Below are 16,840 nucleotides of genomic sequence, written 5' to 3' on the forward strand. Positions count from 1 at the left end.
TTTCACCATTTATCGTCGATCAGCAAAATATCATCGCTTCTGCTGATAATCCTAAATGGAGCACCAGCCACCCACCCCTTACAACCTCCCCAATTCACTTCACACTGTCATCCCCGGATTCCCCTTCATCCCATGCCACAGATCCGTTTGCTCAATCTGGCGGGCGAGTTGCAGCAGCAGATGCTCCTGTCCCTTACCGGCCATCACTTGCACGCCAAGCGGCAAGCCATTTCCAGTGACGTGGACAGGCAATGACATTGCCGGTTGGCCTGTTAAATTGGCCAATTGTGTATACGGCGTATAGGTGAGACTCGGCAAAAACATGTCATAAATGAGCTCCTGCTGCGACTCCATGGTGTCTGCACGACCCCAATCATTGAGCAGTTTCACCCGGGATTCTTTGGTATGCGTCAGTTCGCCGATTTTCGGAGCCGGATAAGCAGTTGCGGGTGTCAGGTAAAAATCATAACTGTCATGAAGCGCCGCCATTTTAGCAGCCGCCGCGTCCCACGAAGCAAGGCTCGCCGAATAGTCAGCAGCGGAAACCTTGAGTCCCGCCCGGCTCAGCAGCCACGACTCGATTTCCATATCACCAACAGTCAATTCGCGTCCTGCAGCCTTTTCCAGATTGCGTGCCAGCAACGCCATTTCCCCGCTGTTCATGAGGTAATAATCACGCATCAAACCGGCGCCATCAATTCCATTGCCCTTTTCTTCGATTTCGTGCCCCTGCTGCTCCAACCATTTCACTGTTTTCAATACTGCTTGGCGTGCATCTTCGGAAACCGGTGTCCCTACAGGTGACTCGCTCGTATAAGCTATTTTCATTGGCCGTGAAAAACTCCGTTCCATTTCTTCGCCATATTTCCCGGGAAATAATGGCGTATGGAAAGCGGCAGCCGGTTGCACAGTCTGCAATAAAGCCAACATCGCCGAACTATCACGTATCGTTTTAGTTAGTACAAAATCAATGGAAGCACCCTGCCATTGGCGTCCTGCGCCGGGGCCAACCGGCATGCGGCCGCGTGTCGGCTTCAAACCGAATAAACCGGTGAACGATGCCGGAATGCGGATGGACCCGCCTCCATCACTTGCCCCTGCCAATGGCACAATTCCTGAAGCGACTGCAGCAGCGGACCCGCCGCTCGAGCCGCCGGGGGAATATTCCGGATTCCACGGATTGCGGCTGGCACCGTAAAGTTCCGGCTCACTGATATTCTTCAAGCCGAATTCCGGTGTATTGGTATGACCGACAAACGTAAAGCCCGCGCCCCGCAGCTTGACGGTCAAATGGGAATCCTGTGCGGCTTTCATGTCTTTCAGCAATTTTGAACCGGCAGTCAGTTTTTCGCCTTTCAATGCCTGCGATATATTCTTAAGCGCCATCGGCACACCGGAAAAACCTCCATCAGGAAATTTGCTTAATTCCTTCTCTGCCTGGTCCTTCCGAGTTTCTGTAAAAGCGTTCAGCTGTGGATTCACCTGTTTTAACCGTTCAAAACTTAAGTGGAGCAATTCTTCGCCGCTCACTTCTTTATTTTCCAATAAGGCGGCCATGCCGACCGCATCCAGCGCAATATATTCATGTAAATTCATCTCCTTGCCCCTTCCATAAAAATCTTTTTCTTCTATATATAAGCAAAGTATAACATTCCGGCTGATTGACGATGCGATCGCAAACCCAAAAATGTTCACACCTTTATCATAATAGTCGCCAATTTTTTTAAAGAAAAGCATTGACATTCTCAATTAAGACCTTACAATTGACATTGAGAATCATTTTCATTTGAAATGATTTATCTTACATACAATTAAAAGGAGCGGAACTATACATGAAGAAGCTGTTATTTTTGGTAATTGCGTTAACTGCACTGATCCTTGCTGCATGCGGCAGCCAGGACGAGGAAAGCACAGAAACAGGAACTTCCAACGAGACAAACGAAAGTAATGAAGTTAACCTGTATACAGCACGCCATTATGATGTGGACGACGAATTATATGCAAAATTTGAAGAAGAAACGGGTATTAAAGTGAATGTCATCAAAGGCGAAGCCGATGAATTGCTTGAGCGCATCAAACGAGAAGGCGACGCAACCCAAGCTGATCTTTTCTTGACAGCTGACGCTGGACGCCTCCACCGTGCGAAAGCGGATGACTTGCTGCAACCTGTATCAAGCGATATTTTGGATGAGCAGGTTCCTGCAAACTTCCAGGACAGCGACCAAATGTGGTATGGCCTGACGAAGCGTGCCCGTGTAATTCTATACAACAAAGAAACTGTTCAGCCGGAAGAGCTTTCCACTTACGAAGCTTTAACAGAAGAGGAATGGAAAGGCCGCGTGCTGATCCGCAGTTCTGAAAATGTCTACAACCAATCTCTTCTGGCTTCATTCATCGAAATTAATGGTGAAGAAGCAACAAAAGAATGGGCAGCCGGTTTGGTAGCCAACTTCGCACGCGATCCTGAAGGCGGAGACCGTGACCAGGCAAAAGCCATTGCAGCAGGCATTGGCGATGTCGCTATTATGAACACGTATTATTTCGGACAAATGCTGAATTCGGAAGATCCTGAAGAAGTGAAAGTTGCCGAAGGGCTTGGCATCTTTTTCCCGAACCAGGACACTACTGGCACGCATATCAATGTCAGCGGCGCTGGAGTCGTGAAAGCTTCTGAGAACCAGGAAAATGCAGTGAAATTGCTTGAGTTCCTGTCAGCTCCTGAAGCTCAGGAAACGTTCGCTTCCGCCAATTACGAGTACCCGGTCAACCCGAACGTTGAACCGAACGAACTACTGACGTCGTGGGGCGAATTTAAGGAACAGGACATTCAGTTGTCCATTCTTGGTGAAAATAATTCAAAAGCCATTCTGATTTCGAATGAAGTCGGCTGGAAATAAAGAAAAGTACTGGAGTCTGAAAACGAATAGTCTCCTGCAAAGAATAGTCAGAGTTAAAATGATTTGATTTTCTTATCTTTTAAAAAAATGCTGAAGCCCTTGTTGCAACCACAATTGCAGCAGGGGATTTCTTGCGATTGGAAGGAGGAGGCAAAAGCGTGCAGCACAGATTTACCAACATAAATACCTGGACAGTCGGTGCAGTGATTATCATCGTTCTGCTGTTTCTCCCGAACCTGACAATTGTAACCGGCCTGTTCACTCCTTCCAATGAAAATTGGGAGCATATGAAAGAATTTGTGCTGTGGGGCTTTGTGACAAACTCGCTGATTCTGACTGCAGCAACAGCATTCTTCACCATCATGATCGGATTGAGCCTTGCTTGGCTCATTGCCCAATACGACTTTCCGATGCGCCGTTTCCTGAAATGGGCATTGATCCTCCCGCTGTCCATTCCGCCCTTTATAGGCGCCTATACGTATCACGGCATGCTGAGCTATACCGGCGTTGTTCAAACAACGCTTCGCGATGACTTAGGCATGGCAGTTAATCCGGCGTTTTTCGATATCATGAATTTGCCGGGTGCGATTTTCATTTATACGATGTTCCTGTACCCATATGTTTATTCGATCACCCAGGTTTATCTGTCGCAGCAGTCCGCATCCCTGATCGAGAGCACACGCATTCTGGGCAAAGGGCCGTGGAAGACTTTTTTTCAGGTTGTGCTGCCAATTTCGCGAATTTCCATTATTGCCGGAGCCAGCCTGGTCGTTCTGGAAGTGCTGAATGACTATGGTGTGGTAAAATATTATGGTGTTCAGACATTTACAACTGCAATATTCCAAACCTGGTTCGGACTGGGTGATATCGACACGTCGATTAAGCTTGCGGCTTCGCTGATGGGCTTTGTCATTCTCATCCTCATGATTGAGAAGCTCCTCCGGGGCAGAAGGCAATACAGCTATTCCACTACGAAGGTCCGCCCTCTACCCCTGATCAAACTGTCAGGCGGAAAGGCGGCGGCAGCAACAGCTTATGGCTTCGGTATCCTGTCCCTCGCCTTTTTTATACCGATCGCGCAATTGATCGACTGGACCATCTTGACATTCGGCACCATTCCGATGGATGAATTTATGAGCTATGTGAAAAATTCTGTTTTCGTCGCCGGACTCAGCGCCACCCTGATCATCGTCTTCGCGTTAATTGTCGGCAACTTTGCCCGCCTGGTACGCGGCCGCATCAGCAAACTCCTGCCGCGGCTGACAGTTCTCGGCTATTCGATACCCGGAGCTGTCATCGCCGTCGCGGTGGTCACTGCATTTATCGGCCTGGACCGTTTCCTGGCTCCAGTTTACGAATGGGCAGGATTCAGCACCACGCTGGTCCTGAGTGTCAGCATCGTGCTGCTTGTTACGGCTTACGTCATCCGGTTTTTCGCCATCGGCTATAATTCCATCGAAACGGGCTATGATAAAATCGGCACTGACTTCCGGGATGCTTCGCGCATCCTCGGCTACGGTGTGACGAAAACGTTCTTTAAAGTCGACGTGCCCATGATGAAAGGCGCCATTATCAGCGGGTTCATCCTGGTGTTCATCGACGTGCTGAAAGAAATTCCGTTGACGCTGATTCTGCGTCCGTTCAATTTTGATACACTTTCCACCAAAGCTTTTCAATATGCAAGTGATGAAAAAATCATGGAAGCTTCTCAAGCTTCCCTGCTGATTATCGGTATTAGTGCCCTGGCCATTGTTTTCTTTTATAAGTTCCTTGAAAGGGAGTTGGATTAGCATGTTTGTAGCTATCGAAGACGTCTGTTTTTCGTACTCAAATGCAAAAAATAAAACACTGGATAATTTCTCACTGAAGATTGAAAAAGGGGAAGTCATCTCCATTCTCGGACGCAGCGGCAGCGGCAAAAGCACCGTGCTGCGCCTGTTGGCAGGCCTTGAAAAGCCTGAAAAAGGCCGCCTCGTCATTCAGGACGAAGTGCTTTTTGACAATAAAACCTTTCTGCAGCCTGAAAAACGCGGCATCGGCATGGTATTCCAGGATTACGCACTTTTCCCTCATTTGACCGTTGCCGAAAATATTTTGTTCGGATTGTTCCGGATGAAAAAATCCGATAAAAAGAAGCGTCTCCAGGAAGTGCTGGAACTCGTCGAGCTGCAGGATTTCGGCAAACGCTACCCGCATCAATTGAGCGGCGGCCAGCAGCAGCGTGTTGCTATTGCACGGGCAGTCGCGCCAAACCCGCACCTGATCCTGCTGGATGAACCGTTCAGCAACCTCGATGCGGAACTGCAAGGAAAAATCCGCGAGGAACTGCGCGACATCCTGAAAAAAGCGAATATCACTTCGATTTTCGTTACGCATGACGAAAAGGATGCACACATTCTCGCTGACCGCATCGTCCGTTTGAAAGACGGACGCATCGACTTTATCGGGCGCCCTTGCGATATGCTCGATACGTACCGCCAGCCTGGCGTCGAGCAATCAACTGAAGGCTTTGTTGAAAAGAGTCTGATTGGTGTCTGACTAATGAACTCCCCGTGCTCTTTTGAGCGACGGGGAGTTTTTTTGTAGTGTGAAGGTGTTTGAGGGAACTGCAGCAATTCGGATTGATTGGAAATTATTAAATAATACTTATATTCCCCAAGCGTAGCACCTCCTTGTATTTTCAGCGCAGAAGATTCTTTCTTCCGCTCATAACCGATTGACAATCATAAAAACAGCGGACCAGAATTCCAGTCCGCTGTTTTCTCTGAATTATCGGAGCGATACTTATAAAAACCACACTACCCCAGAACAATCTGCTAAAAATCTCATAACAACGGCGAAACCAGCTTCGCTACGTCCTGCTTCGCTTTTTCCAGCCACGATTGGTTCTCAAATGTTTCTTGCGTCAGTTCGACGGAGAGCTTTTTGTCCTGGGAAAAGATATCCGCCATTTCCTTCGCGGACTGCCTATCGTAGACAAAAGCGTTCAACTCGAAATTCAGAGCGAAACTGCGGATGTCCATGTTGGCCGATCCCACTGAATAGGCTTTTTCATCCACAATCAGCGTTTTGGCATGCATAAAACCGTTTTTATAACTGAACACTTTGACCCCATCCTGGACCAATTCCCGGACAAATGACCGCGTCGCGGAGAGGACGAATATATGATCACCCTGATGGGGAATCATAATCTGTACATCGACCCCGCCGAGCGCCGCTGTCCGCAAAGCGTCCATAACGGACTTATCGGGAATAAAATATGGCGTCTGCAGATAAATCGACTTGCGTGCGTGATAAATCATTTTCAGGAATCCGTTTTTTATATCTTCACGCTTTTCCAGTGGACCACTCGCTACTATTTGCATAGCATAACCATCTTTGTTATCTATTTTTGGGAAATAATTTTCGGCATACTTCATCGGATATCTTTTTGTTGCCTGATTCCAGTCGATGAAAAACCGGTTTTGCAGCGAGTGGACGATTTCCCCTTTGAGCCGGAGGTGCGTATCCCGCCAATAGCCAAGTTCCTTTTCCTTTCCAATGTATTCGTCACCGACATTAAAGCCCCCGATATAACCTGTTGTGCCATCAATCACCACGAGTTTCCGGTGATTCCGATTGTTCAATTGCAGATTCAGATTGGCTAACATCGCCGGCAAAAACGCCGAAGCTTCTCCTCCAGCTTTTATAAAGTCATCAAAAAAATGTTTCGGCAGTTTTCTGGAGCCCAAGTCATCATACAGAAAAAGCACTTTCACACCTTGTTGGGCTTTTTCCGTCAACAGCTCGACTAAACGCCTCCCTAAGTCATCATTATTTAAAATGAAATATTGCAGATGAATGTGGTTCTTCGCCTGACTTATATCTTCAAACAAAGCTTCGAACTTCTTTGTGCCATCGTTATATATTTTTATTTCAGTGGCTGTCGACAAAGGGGCATCAGTTCTCGTTAAATTCATCCGGATCAAATCCTGCATTTCTTCCGCAACCGGTGAAAAATTCACGAGGTTCCCGGATTTCATTTCTTCCTGCTGCCGGTCCAACGTTTCCCGAAAATCTTGATTTTCATACACTGTTGTACGATTCAACCGTTTCCGCTTTAATGGTTTTCCAAATAACAGATACAGGATAAAACCAAGGATTGGTATTAAGAAAAGGATCAATATCCATGCCCATGCCGAAGAAGCCGTTTTCCGTTCATAAAATAAAATGAAAAACGCCAGCACTATATTCAACAGGATAAATACATTGCTTAACGTGCTTATCCATTCGTACCAGATAGTATCCCCGCCTCTTATTTATGACATGGCTATTAAAGATTTTATATTGCTCACACCTTTTTCATACCCCGTCAGCAATAACTAAAAACTGCAAAGATTCATCAAAAAAACCGATTGCCATTGATGGCAACCGGTTCTAAGAGGCAGTACATGCTGAATTGTGTTTAAATTATGCGGGTGACCGTGGTCGACCCCTATTGAATTTCAGCCGTCCCAAGCTGTCTTCCCTTTTTTCAAGCGGCCATAATAAGCCCATGTACGAAAAACGAATGATCCGAACATCAATACGATAACGAAGTGCACGGCGGTCATGTTCCACGTAAAGGAATTCGACACTTCCGCTCTGGTGATATTTAGAAGGATTAAATACAAATAGAAAGCCACGAACGGCAGAAACAGTGCTGAATAGGTGAACGCAATTCTCTTCGCGTGCTTGAGCCGGCTGCTTTGATCGCTGTAAAGCTGCGGTCGCTCTTCACCCTCTTCGTAAGCTTTGCTCCAGATCGTCCAATTTTCTATACTCGAATATGACTTGAATTTCTCGTTCCATCCCGATTCCTGGTGAATAGCATAATAACTTTGTGTCGGTCCCCGTTGGTGATCAATCCGATAAGCAATTCTCCGGGGTTCCCCTTTTACAAAATGAAAGATGGTTCCAATTCTATTGACCCGATAAAGGTTAAATCCACGCTGTTCCATCGATTCCAGCCATTGCTCCATCTTATCCGGTGAATACATCCAGCCAAATTTCACTTTCGTCACCCAACGGCCTGCCTTCTTCAGTTCATTTTCCGATTGTTTATCGCGCGTTTCATGAACGGAAGTCGTATCCAAAGTTTCGTTTCCTTGGAGCTCCTTGTTCGTCCGCTTGATTTTGACTATCGAATAAATCCCGAAGATCACACTGCCCAACACGAAGGTGAAGAAAAGATAAGTCACGATCCACATCGGACTTTCCACAATATTACTGCCGCCCTCGAGTACCCAGGCGGAAAACATCGAAACAATAAAATTCAGCAGGATGACACCAAAATAAAATACCATTGGAAATAATAAGTAAGTAAGAAACTGATTATGCTTAACGATTCCTTCCCGCCCCGGCGAAGTGCGAATTGCGCTTTCCGGTTGGGTGTTGGCACTGAACTCCCAATTGCCGGCGCTTGCAACCTTTTCCCATCCTTCTGCCTGCAAAGTTTTCGGTAACACAGAAGAACTCACCTTTTCGTATGCAATGCGGTAAGTCCGCGTTTCCGGTTCCTGCTCCTGAAAATAAAAGCAGCGTGTCCAGCGGTTCAGTCTTTCAAAGATCAATCCTTGTTCCGCCATGTCCGCCAACCATTGCTCTGTTTTTTGAACGTCATAGCTCCATAACGCTCTATACACCTTTTTCACTTGAATCCCTCCTCAAACGTGACTGCATTGCGGTGCACTTCTTTAACCCTTACGATTTCCGCCTTCATCAATTCTTTGCCGGCATCGGTGATTTCATAGACCGTTTTCCGCTGCTCATCGGCGAACACCGTAATCACGCCATCTTTCTGCATTTTCAGCAAAGTGCCATAAACAGTTCCGGAGCCCAGTTTCAACCGGCCTGCCGTAATTTCTTCCACATGCTTGACGATGCCGTAGCCATGCCGCGGTTCGGTCAGGGACAATAAAATATAAAAAGCCGTTTCTGTCATCGGCACATATTTCTTGAGCATTTTTTGGATGTCCACGGGCAACCCTCTTCTTGTTATGTCATACCTCGACTATATCACGACGTGACATAAAAAGGTGATTTTTTTAAAAATAATTTATTCTCATTAAAAATGAATCCCTTTGAAGTATGGTGTAAGCCGTTGCTGACAGTGATTTCGGTTTATCGGCGATTTTTGGAAGTTTATCGGCGATTTTTAAACGTTTATCAGCGATTTTTTTGAGTTTATCAGCGATTTTTAAACGTTTATCAGCGATTTCTTTATGTTTATCGTCGGTTGCCCCATAAGCCGCCATAAATTTTGCTGGTTCTCTCCTTCAAGAAGTATGCATATAAGAGAAAAGCGCGAAAGGCCATTTAAGTCCCCCGCGCTGTTCCTCGTTCATTAAACTTCATTCAATTCGTCATTCAGTTTTTGTGCCTGATTTTTGAAGTAAAGATAAAAGATTGTCCAAAAGATCGTATAAAAACCGAGGAATACTCCCAGCATCAACAGAAAACTTGCCCAGTTGAATGGAATCCATCCAATGACAAATGCCAGCACAAAATATAAAATGATTACGGTCATAAAATGCATCATTGTCTGGCGGCCCAAACTCCAATTCGGATTCTCGAAATATAATGTGCTGGTGGTAAAAAACCAGCCGCTTAGCATAAAACCGATCGCATTAGTCAGGAAAATCATACTATCCAGTGTTTCCTGGCCGCTCAGTGCAACAGAGCCGGTTAAGACCACCATGATAAAAGCACCGAAAAATATGCCCAGGATACTTCTAATGAGGAAGTTTTTCATTTGCCTTTCCTCCTGTTCACTTTTAAGGATTCCTTGATGGCATTGACATAATTCCGGGAAACGTATTCTTTCGCTCCCGATTTAAAATACACACACAGCGTTCCGTTAAACGAAGCTTCGAAACGGCTTAATTCGTGCAGGTTGGCGATAACTGACTTGGACAGCCGGATAAAACGGCCCCTTGGCAGAATCTCTTCAAGTTCATAAAGTTTTTCTTTCAGGCGAAATTCGCCTTTTGCTGTCACGGCATTGACGCTCTCGTTAATGGTATGGAAATAATGGATGGTGTCCAGCTTTAATATATGCTGCATCTCTCCTTCTTTTCCGACAAGAAATTCGGTTTCCTGCCCTTTCAGAAAGTCGAGGATGTTCTTTATGGAATCGTCCATTTCTTTGCAATGGATCGTCACTTTTGTTTCTACATACTCACGATCAATGTCCACTGACACCCTCATATATCGTCACCCCTTATTGCTAGTGTAAATGTTCCGACTTCTTCTGTCTTTAAGACAATTGCTAATATTTTCTTTTATTTTTATTTTGCAGAATAAAGAGTGACAGAACGGACAGGAAAACGATATATCCGATGGCAAGGTATGTGCTGCTGTCGAAGTGCAGCTGATTGTTCCATACTGCTGTGAAAATTTTGTTCATATGATACAAGGGATTCAAGTCCGCAATAGTTTGGACGAATGCAGGCATTCTTTCGACTGGCATCGCAAACCCGCCGGTCAGCATGACAACTTGGAAAATGACGATGGAAAAGACCAGTGCGCTTTTGTCATTGAGGAAAAACGAATAGATTGCCGAAGCGATGAGGAGCAGTGAGGCATTGATGAGAATAAAAACGGCATAGCTGTGCAGGAAACCGGCCAGTTCGAAATTCAGTGAATAGACTAATATGCCGATTAAGCAGATAAGCGCATAACCGAGACTGGTGATGATCAATGACCGGATGATGCCGGATAACAGCAGGATGTTTTTTGACACCGGCGTCAACTGGATGCGCTTTTCCACACCGGTTGTGCGGTGGGACACCTGGTCAAAACCGAATGCGAAAAAGATGACAGTGAATGTGATAAGCAGGATGAAAGCCGGCGTGTAGGTCTGGGCGTAATTCAAATTGCCGGCATAAGTCTGTTCCTGGAACAATTGGCCCAAAACGATGTACGACAGTGGCGGCACCACAATTGTGAATACCAGATAAAATATTTCCCGGGAAAACATCAGTAAATCATATTTCAATTGGGTCGCTAACATTATTATTTCCTCCTTAGGCGGACACTTTCGCCAGATAGAATTCATTGATCGAGCGATAGCCGGTTTTTAAAATTTGCTCCGTGGTCACAAAAATTTCATCAATGCCTCCGTCGATTAACAGCACTTTATCGCAATAGAGTTCGACTTCATCCATATTATGCGTTGTCAAAATCACCGTTCCGCCCGTGCGGGTGTTATATTCCTTAATATATTGCCAAAGCAGATTGCGCATATGCGGGTCGAGGCCGGTGGTCGGTTCATCGAGAATCAGCAGCTTCGGCTGTGACAGGAACGCTATAGCCAGACTGAGAATCTGCTTCCAGCCGCCGGATAGCTTGTCGAAGTACTTTTTGCGATGTGGCTCAAGCTTGAAATCTGCCAGCACGCTTTCGACTTCCACCTGGGAGCCATAATACTTCTTGAATAACTGCAGCAATTCTTCGACTTTCAAAGTCTTATAAAACTGGGTCGGCTGCAGCACCACTGAAATCTGTCGGCGCACCTGCTCCAGATCCCCTGAAGAAATGGAGGACAGCTCTTTACCAAACACTCTTACCGTTCCGCCATCATATTGTTTGATTGTCATCAGGGTTTCCAGAAAGGTCGATTTGCCGGCACCGTTTTTACCGATCACACCGATCACTTCCCCTTCCTGCGCCTGAAAATCCATGCTCTTCAATACTTCATTTTCCCCATACGATTTCGTTAAATCCGTAACTTCAATGATATTCATCCGATCCCTCCGTTGCTTCTTCCTATAATCAAACTATAGCCAATTCCCCACAGGGTGACTTCACATTTCCAGTGACAGGCTGAAACGGGATGGTGACATACCGAAAAGCGCAGGTGAAATGCGGCTCGGAATCCGATAAAATAATACGCCAAAAAGGCAACGGGCTGAAGCTCCAGTCCATTGCCTTTTTCAATAGTATTTAAATTGTGTGGGTGACTGTTACCTTTTCAGCCGGCAACTTCTTCCCAACAGCCATTATCAGTTTCTCACAACGGCTCTGTTCCCTTTCTTCCGGACTCAATTCCACTTTCAACACCGCTGCAAGTTGAGTCTGAACAAACAGCATATCCCGAAACCGGTCAACGCCTCCGCAAAATTCCGCAAAGAAACTGTCTCCCGTCCCAAACACTGCCGTTACGACATTCTTACATTCGGATGCCTCAAAATGCCTGTAAACTTTCCGCATGTCATGCGGAATTTCTCCGCTGCCCCACGTATAGGTGCCGACCATCACCGCATCGAAATCGGTAATCTTTTCACGGCAGAATTCCCGTGGTCCGAAAACCCGGACATTCTTCCAGCGCTCTTGGGCACATTCCATCAGCATGCCCGCCAGTTCTGCAGTATTTCCCGTTACCGAGCTGTAGACGATGGCGATTTCCGGTTCACAGCTCATCGAAGCCATTGGACTGGGACACTTTCGAATAAGTGCGTGATTTCTGTTCGAAGAAATCGGATTTCGTGCCGTTCATCATGTCGTCGCCGAACACCTGGATCCATGGCATCGGGTTGCTGCGTTCTTCGTACAGGTTTTTCATGCCGAGCTGACGCAATCGTTTATTGGCCAGGTATTCGACATAATCACCGAATTCGTCCAGATCGAGACCTTCAATATCGCCCAGGATATAGTCGGCCCATTCCTTCTCCAGCTGCACGGCCTGGTCAACTGTTTTATATATATAATCGATGTTTTCGTCATTGTTCAGTTCCGGATTCTCCGTCAATAAGATCCGCACAAATTGTCCGATGAAATAGGCGTGCTGCATCTCGTCGCGCTGGATATAGCTGATCATCGTGCTCGTTTTCAGCATTTTCTGCTGGCGCGCCAGATGATAGAAGAAAGCAAAGCCGGCGTAGAAATAAATGCCTTCGAGATTAATCGAATTGATGCCGAGCTTGAACAAACTTTGCGGCGTCGGATTTTGCCGGAATTCTTCGTAAGCATCCAAAATCCCTTCGTTGCGCTTCCGCACCACCGGGTCGCTTTTCGCCTGGTTGAACCGCTCATTCTGCTCGGCCACTGAGACAAGTGAACTCAAAATATAGGAATACGATTCGTTATGCACCGCTTCCTGTTGGGAAATGACTGCGAAAATTGCTTTGAAACTCGAGTCGGTGACATAATCCATCGCCATCGTCATCGTCGGTGTCTGCAGGCTGTCGAGTGACGCCAGCTGCGTATTGATGCGCAAAAACACATCGCGCTCTGTATCACTCAAGTGATCCCATTGCTTGATGTCGTCCTGCATATTGATCTCCTGCGCTTTCCAGAAATTCGACAGCAGCGTCTGGTACAGATCATACATCTGCGGATAGGCAATATCGTTCCAATTCAATAAACCGGAAGATTTCCCGTTCAGAATGCCTGTCGATTTGTTCGGATACTCCGGATTGAGCAATTTGATCTTCGTCAAAGGTGTGTCGATTGCCATATGAAATCCTCCTTAGCTCTGGCACGCTTCGCATTCTTCGATTTCAGCCTGCGACGTGCTGCGTACATAATATGTCGTTTTCAGTCCCTGCTGCCATGCCTCCAGATGCAGTTCCAGCAATTCCTTCGCTTTGACGGTATGCGGCACATACAGATTGAAGCTGATGGCCTGATCGATGTGGCGCTGTCTTGCCGCGTTCTGGCGGATGCTCCATTTCTGATCCAATACGTGCCTTGCCCGGCGGTAATAATCGTACGTCCGGTGATCAAGGTCCGGCGCCGTCACCTTGAATTTGAAGTTCTTCTTCTCTTCGGCATATTCCACTGCGTAAATCGGATCGATGCCATCTGTTGAGCCGCCGATTTTCGCAGTCGATGAATTCGGCGCGACCGCCATCATCCAGCCGTTGCGGACGCCATGCTTTGTTATTTCATTGTACAGCTGCTGCCACCGCACGCTGTCATAACCTTTTCGTCTGAAATACTCGCCTGTCTGCCATTCCGAGCCGGCATATTCACTATAGCTGCCTTTCTCTTTCGCGAGTTTCATGGAAGATCGAATCGAGTGATAGGCGACTTCTTCATATAATTTATCTGCATATTCCACGGCTTCTTCGGTTTCCCAGTGGATGCCTTCAAGCGCCAGCAAATGGTGCCAGCCGAAAGTGCCCAAACCAACTGCTCTATACTTTTTATTCGTGGCATCCGCCTGCCCGACCGAAATCGTATTCAAATCGATGACGTTATCCAGCATGCGCATTTGAATCGGCACCAGGCGCTCCAGCACTTCCGCTTTCACCGCGCGCGGCAGATTGATCGATGACAGGTTGCAGACGACAAAATCGCCGGGTTTGCGCACCATGACCAGATTGCCATCCGCATCGGTGTATTCTTTGACGATTGTCGTAGCTGACATATTTTGGGTGATTTCGCTGCACAGATTACTGCAGTAAATCGACGTCAGCCCACTGCCGCGCAGGTGCTTGTTCGGATTCTGGCGATTGACTTCATCGCGGTAGAACATATACGGCGTGCCGGTTTCCAGCTGCGAAACCATGATCCGCGCCATGATGTCCATTGCCCGGTAAGTCTTTCGCGGCAATAAAGGATTGGCAATGGCTTCCTCATATTTCTCCGTGAAATAGGTACGGTACGTTTCATCATAGAAATCCTCAAGGCCGAGCGCGTTTCCTTCCCCATCTTTCCATCCCATCACCTGCTTCACCTGGTGCGGACAGAACGTATGCCATTCACCGACGCTTCGCCCATTTTCATCCGTTTCCTGCAATTTTTTCATGAACAGATCCGGAATCGACACGCCCGTGAAAATATCGTGCGCTTTCCGGCGCTCATCGCCGTTATTCGTTTTCAAATCAAGGAAACCGTTCATGATGTCTTTGTGGAACACGTCCAGGTACACCGCAACCGCACCCTGCCGCTGTCCCAGCTGATCGACGCTGACCGCTGTATCATTGACGAGGCGGATCCACGGAATGACGCCCGACGAATTGCCTTTGAATTTTTTGATGTCTGAGCCCAAAGCCCGCACTTTGCCGTAATAAATGCCGAGCCCGCCACCGTCTTTGCTGAGCCGCGCGATGTCCCAGTTATTCATGTAAATGCCGTCCAGCGAATCATCCACCGTATCGATAAAGCAGGACGACAGCTGTCCAAAACTCTTGCCGGCATTGGATAGTGTCGGTGTCGCCACCGTCATATATAGATTGCTCATCGCCCAATACGCTTCCCGCACAAGTTCAGCACGCTTATGCGCCGGTTCGTACTGCATCAGCGCCATCGCAATAACGAGAAAGCGCTCCTGCGGCAATTCATGGAGATTGCCTTCATAATCTTTTGCCAAATAGCGGTCTGCCAATAAAAATAAGCCGATGTAATTGAATAATAAGTCGCGCTCCGGTTCGATGACTGCGCCGAGATCGCGGATTTCCGCTTCCGTATAGGCAGCAAGCAATTCATCCGAATAAATGCCGATACGTGAGAGTTTTTCCACAAGACTATAGAAGTCACCGTATTTTTCTTCTGCTTCATAACTGCGGCTTGCGGCCGCCTGGCGGTATAAGTCAGTGCAATATAGTTCCGCTGCAAGAAACGTCCATTTCGGTTCGTCCATTGAAATGCGGTTCAGCGCATAAAGCATCGATTGTTCAGTGTCCATCCGGCCATCAAGCTCTCCGATTTTATTGCGCAACGCCTGTGTATCGAGTCCGTGCAATTGCTCTGCACGCTGCAATGCCCGCTCCACTGTATCCATTTCCTGTGAGATTCCGATATTCATTTAAATCAGCTCCTTCGCAAATTCGTTCAATTTCATGCGCCGATCTTTTCTTGCCTGGGCGTTTTTGAATAAATGCTGTTCTTTATCCGTTTCAGGAATTACGCCTGGAACCGGCGTGGGTTTGCCGTTTACATCCACCGCCACCATCGTCAGGATGGCCGTTGTCGTAAGCGTTCGCTCCCGCGTTGCAATGTCCTGGCATTCGGCTTTCACATAGACTTCCATCGATGTGCGCCCTGTTGAAATGACCACGCCTTCCAGAATCAGCACATTGCCGATCCGCGCCGAAGACAGGAAATTGACCGTATCGATGGATGCGGTCACTACCACTTTGCCGCTGTGCTTCATCGCTGTTATCGCCGCGATTTCATCAATATAGGCAAGTACCGTTCCACCGAAAATCGTGCCCATGTGATTGGTATCGGGCGGCAGCACCAGCCTCGTTTGAATTGTTCGTGATATGCCTGCTGATATTTGCTGTTCCATATTCTGCTCCATCCCTTCGAATAAAAACAACCATAGAAAAACCCATCTTCTCCGGAGAGAGGATGGGTTGGATAACGCAGCATAAAAGGAATAAAGAAGCCGAATATCACGCTGATTCCTGTTAAGACCATCGTTATACCCCCCAGCTCCCGGAGAAGGCAATTAACATATAACGAAGGCAGGTCTCCTGGCTTGTGCGTCATCCTCTGCTATGGCCTTCCCATCTTTCGACAGTGGTTTCCATAGCTCGTCAGCACTTACAGTTGCGGGTACAGCTCCGGATTTTCACCGGCTTCCCTATTAAGCCTTTTCAGGCACCTTTGTTATCGGTTTTTACTATATATTGTGTTTTCCTATATATTATACACTAAATATTGTATTTCTAAACTATATCTTAGCCAGCATTTTTTAGCAATAAGTTTATTAATAATTTTTTATATGCATACCGCGCCAGCGAAGAGTTGACCGAAGCCTGCGAGGGCAGCTCTCTGCGACGAAGCGGTGCAGCGTACTTTCATGTCCCGAAGCTAGCGTAAGCGATGCGGGGACAGAGACAGGAACATATCTTTGCTCTTCACCGTCTTCCACTCCTTCATCAAGATATGGAGCGAAACAGCGAAGACGCCCAGGGGACCAAGCGAAGTGCTGAGATCCACTCGGGCGAAGTGTAACGAGACCGAGTTAG

At 47.1% G+C, this 16,840-nt stretch carries 16 protein-coding genes and 1 riboswitch; of the genes, 3 read left to right on the forward strand and 13 right to left on the reverse strand.

Annotated features, from left to right (window positions below; all coding sequences use genetic code 11):
* Positions 1 to 99: 99 nt before the first annotated feature.
* A complete protein-coding gene (locus ACFQ1X_RS14040) occupies positions 100 to 1,596 on the reverse strand; it encodes an amidase family protein (RefSeq protein ID WP_144838401.1) in 1,497 nt (498 codons plus the stop codon).
* A 236-nt stretch (positions 1,597 to 1,832) separates the two neighbouring features.
* Here ACFQ1X_RS14040 and ACFQ1X_RS14045 point away from each other — a divergent pair, with 236 nt between their 5' ends.
* The 3 genes from ACFQ1X_RS14045 to ACFQ1X_RS14055 all read left to right on the forward strand — a co-directional run bounded on the left by ACFQ1X_RS14045 (position 1,833) and on the right by ACFQ1X_RS14055 (position 5,435).
* Positions 1,833 to 2,897: a Fe(3+) ABC transporter substrate-binding protein gene (locus ACFQ1X_RS14045; protein WP_144838403.1), complete on the forward strand. Its 1,065-nt coding sequence runs from the start codon at positions 1,833 to 1,835 to the stop codon at positions 2,895 to 2,897.
* A 158-nt stretch (positions 2,898 to 3,055) separates the two neighbouring features.
* On the forward strand, positions 3,056 to 4,687 hold the full coding sequence (locus tag ACFQ1X_RS14050) for an ABC transporter permease (protein WP_144838405.1): 1,632 nt from the start codon (positions 3,056 to 3,058) through the stop codon (positions 4,685 to 4,687).
* 1 nt (position 4,688) lies between these two features.
* Positions 4,689 to 5,435 (forward strand): ABC transporter ATP-binding protein, encoded by a 747-nt coding sequence (locus tag ACFQ1X_RS14055; protein WP_144838407.1) that lies wholly within the window; start codon positions 4,689 to 4,691, stop codon positions 5,433 to 5,435.
* Positions 5,436 to 5,722: 287 nt separating this feature from the next.
* Here the strand turns inward: ACFQ1X_RS14055 and cls are convergent, their stop codons facing one another.
* The 12 genes from cls to ACFQ1X_RS14115 all read right to left on the reverse strand — a co-directional run bounded on the left by cls (position 5,723) and on the right by ACFQ1X_RS14115 (position 16,155).
* The gene (gene cls / locus ACFQ1X_RS14060) at positions 5,723 to 7,195 is read right to left on the reverse strand and encodes a cardiolipin synthase (RefSeq protein WP_379083197.1); all 1,473 of its coding nucleotides are present in this window, start codon (positions 7,193 to 7,195) and stop codon (positions 5,723 to 5,725) included.
* 186 nt (positions 7,196 to 7,381) lie between these two features.
* Positions 7,382 to 8,569: a DUF2812 domain-containing protein gene (locus tag ACFQ1X_RS14065; protein ID WP_144838411.1), complete on the reverse strand. Its 1,188-nt coding sequence runs from the start codon at positions 8,567 to 8,569 to the stop codon at positions 7,382 to 7,384.
* Entirely contained in the window at positions 8,566 to 8,895 is a 330-nt protein-coding gene (locus ACFQ1X_RS14070; RefSeq protein WP_379083060.1) for a PadR family transcriptional regulator, read from the reverse strand. Before ACFQ1X_RS14070 ends, ACFQ1X_RS14065 begins: the two co-directional genes overlap by 4 nt.
* A gap of 67 nt (positions 8,896 to 8,962) precedes the next feature.
* Positions 8,963 to 9,172, reverse strand: a complete 210-nt coding sequence (locus ACFQ1X_RS14075) for a hypothetical protein (RefSeq protein ID WP_379083062.1) — start codon at positions 9,170 to 9,172, stop codon at positions 8,963 to 8,965.
* Between the two features lie 89 nt (positions 9,173 to 9,261).
* Positions 9,262 to 9,669, reverse strand: a complete 408-nt coding sequence (locus tag ACFQ1X_RS14080) for a DUF3021 domain-containing protein (protein WP_144838413.1) — start codon at positions 9,667 to 9,669, stop codon at positions 9,262 to 9,264.
* Positions 9,666 to 10,124, reverse strand: coding sequence for a LytTR family DNA-binding domain-containing protein (locus ACFQ1X_RS14085; RefSeq protein ID WP_144838415.1), 459 nt, complete (start codon positions 10,122 to 10,124; stop codon positions 9,666 to 9,668). Before ACFQ1X_RS14085 ends, ACFQ1X_RS14080 begins: the two co-directional genes overlap by 4 nt.
* 61 nt (positions 10,125 to 10,185) lie before the next feature.
* The gene (locus tag ACFQ1X_RS14090; RefSeq protein WP_144838417.1) at positions 10,186 to 10,929 is read right to left on the reverse strand and encodes an ABC transporter permease; all 744 of its coding nucleotides are present in this window, start codon (positions 10,927 to 10,929) and stop codon (positions 10,186 to 10,188) included.
* A 13-nt stretch (positions 10,930 to 10,942) separates the two neighbouring features.
* Positions 10,943 to 11,662, reverse strand: a complete 720-nt coding sequence (locus ACFQ1X_RS14095; protein ID WP_144838419.1) for an ABC transporter ATP-binding protein — start codon at positions 11,660 to 11,662, stop codon at positions 10,943 to 10,945.
* Between the two features lie 199 nt (positions 11,663 to 11,861).
* Complete coding sequence (locus ACFQ1X_RS14100) at positions 11,862 to 12,347, reverse strand: flavodoxin domain-containing protein (RefSeq protein ID WP_144838421.1); 486 nt, start codon at positions 12,345 to 12,347, stop codon at positions 11,862 to 11,864.
* The gene (locus ACFQ1X_RS14105) at positions 12,328 to 13,374 is read right to left on the reverse strand and encodes a ribonucleotide-diphosphate reductase subunit beta (protein ID WP_144838423.1); all 1,047 of its coding nucleotides are present in this window, start codon (positions 13,372 to 13,374) and stop codon (positions 12,328 to 12,330) included. Before ACFQ1X_RS14105 ends, ACFQ1X_RS14100 begins: the two co-directional genes overlap by 20 nt.
* A 12-nt stretch (positions 13,375 to 13,386) precedes the next feature.
* The gene (locus ACFQ1X_RS14110; RefSeq protein WP_144838425.1) at positions 13,387 to 15,669 is read right to left on the reverse strand and encodes a ribonucleoside-diphosphate reductase subunit alpha; all 2,283 of its coding nucleotides are present in this window, start codon (positions 15,667 to 15,669) and stop codon (positions 13,387 to 13,389) included.
* Positions 15,670 to 16,155 carry an acyl-CoA thioesterase gene (locus ACFQ1X_RS14115; protein ID WP_144838427.1) on the reverse strand — a complete coding sequence of 162 codons (486 nt, stop codon included), beginning with the start codon at positions 16,153 to 16,155 and terminating at the stop codon, positions 15,670 to 15,672.
* Between the two features lie 160 nt (positions 16,156 to 16,315).
* Positions 16,316 to 16,492: riboswitch (cobalamin riboswitch) on the reverse strand.
* Between the last annotated feature and the right edge of the window lie 348 nt (positions 16,493 to 16,840).

Source organism: Metaplanococcus flavidus, from assembly GCF_042675885.1.
Taxonomy (GTDB): Bacteria; Bacillota; Bacilli; order Bacillales_A; family Planococcaceae; genus Planococcus; species Planococcus flavidus.

What these genes read in the sequence shown, in the direction of transcription:
- ACFQ1X_RS14040 (WP_144838401.1), bottom strand. Translation starts at nt 1,596, where the DNA reads ATGAATTTACATGAATATATTGCGCTGGATGCGGTCGGCATGGCCGCC.
- ACFQ1X_RS14045 (WP_144838403.1), top strand. Translation starts at nt 1,833, where the DNA reads ATGAAGAAGCTGTTATTTTTGGTAATTGCGTTAACTGCACTGATCCTT.
- ACFQ1X_RS14055 (WP_144838407.1), top strand. Translation starts at nt 4,689, where the DNA reads ATGTTTGTAGCTATCGAAGACGTCTGTTTTTCGTACTCAAATGCAAAA.
- ACFQ1X_RS14075 (WP_379083062.1), bottom strand. Translation starts at nt 9,172, where the DNA reads ATGGCGGCTTATGGGGCAACCGACGATAAACATAAAGAAATCGCTGAT.
- ACFQ1X_RS14080 (WP_144838413.1), bottom strand. Translation starts at nt 9,669, where the DNA reads ATGAAAAACTTCCTCATTAGAAGTATCCTGGGCATATTTTTCGGTGCT.
- ACFQ1X_RS14085 (WP_144838415.1), bottom strand. Translation starts at nt 10,124, where the DNA reads ATGAGGGTGTCAGTGGACATTGATCGTGAGTATGTAGAAACAAAAGTG.
- ACFQ1X_RS14090 (WP_144838417.1), bottom strand. Translation starts at nt 10,929, where the DNA reads ATGTTAGCGACCCAATTGAAATATGATTTACTGATGTTTTCCCGGGAA.
- ACFQ1X_RS14095 (WP_144838419.1), bottom strand. Translation starts at nt 11,662, where the DNA reads ATGAATATCATTGAAGTTACGGATTTAACGAAATCGTATGGGGAAAAT.
- ACFQ1X_RS14100 (WP_144838421.1), bottom strand. Translation starts at nt 12,347, where the DNA reads ATGGCTTCGATGAGCTGTGAACCGGAAATCGCCATCGTCTACAGCTCG.
- ACFQ1X_RS14105 (WP_144838423.1), bottom strand. Translation starts at nt 13,374, where the DNA reads ATGGCAATCGACACACCTTTGACGAAGATCAAATTGCTCAATCCGGAG.
- ACFQ1X_RS14110 (WP_144838425.1), bottom strand. Translation starts at nt 15,669, where the DNA reads ATGAATATCGGAATCTCACAGGAAATGGATACAGTGGAGCGGGCATTG.
- ACFQ1X_RS14115 (WP_144838427.1), bottom strand. Translation starts at nt 16,155, where the DNA reads ATGGAACAGCAAATATCAGCAGGCATATCACGAACAATTCAAACGAGG.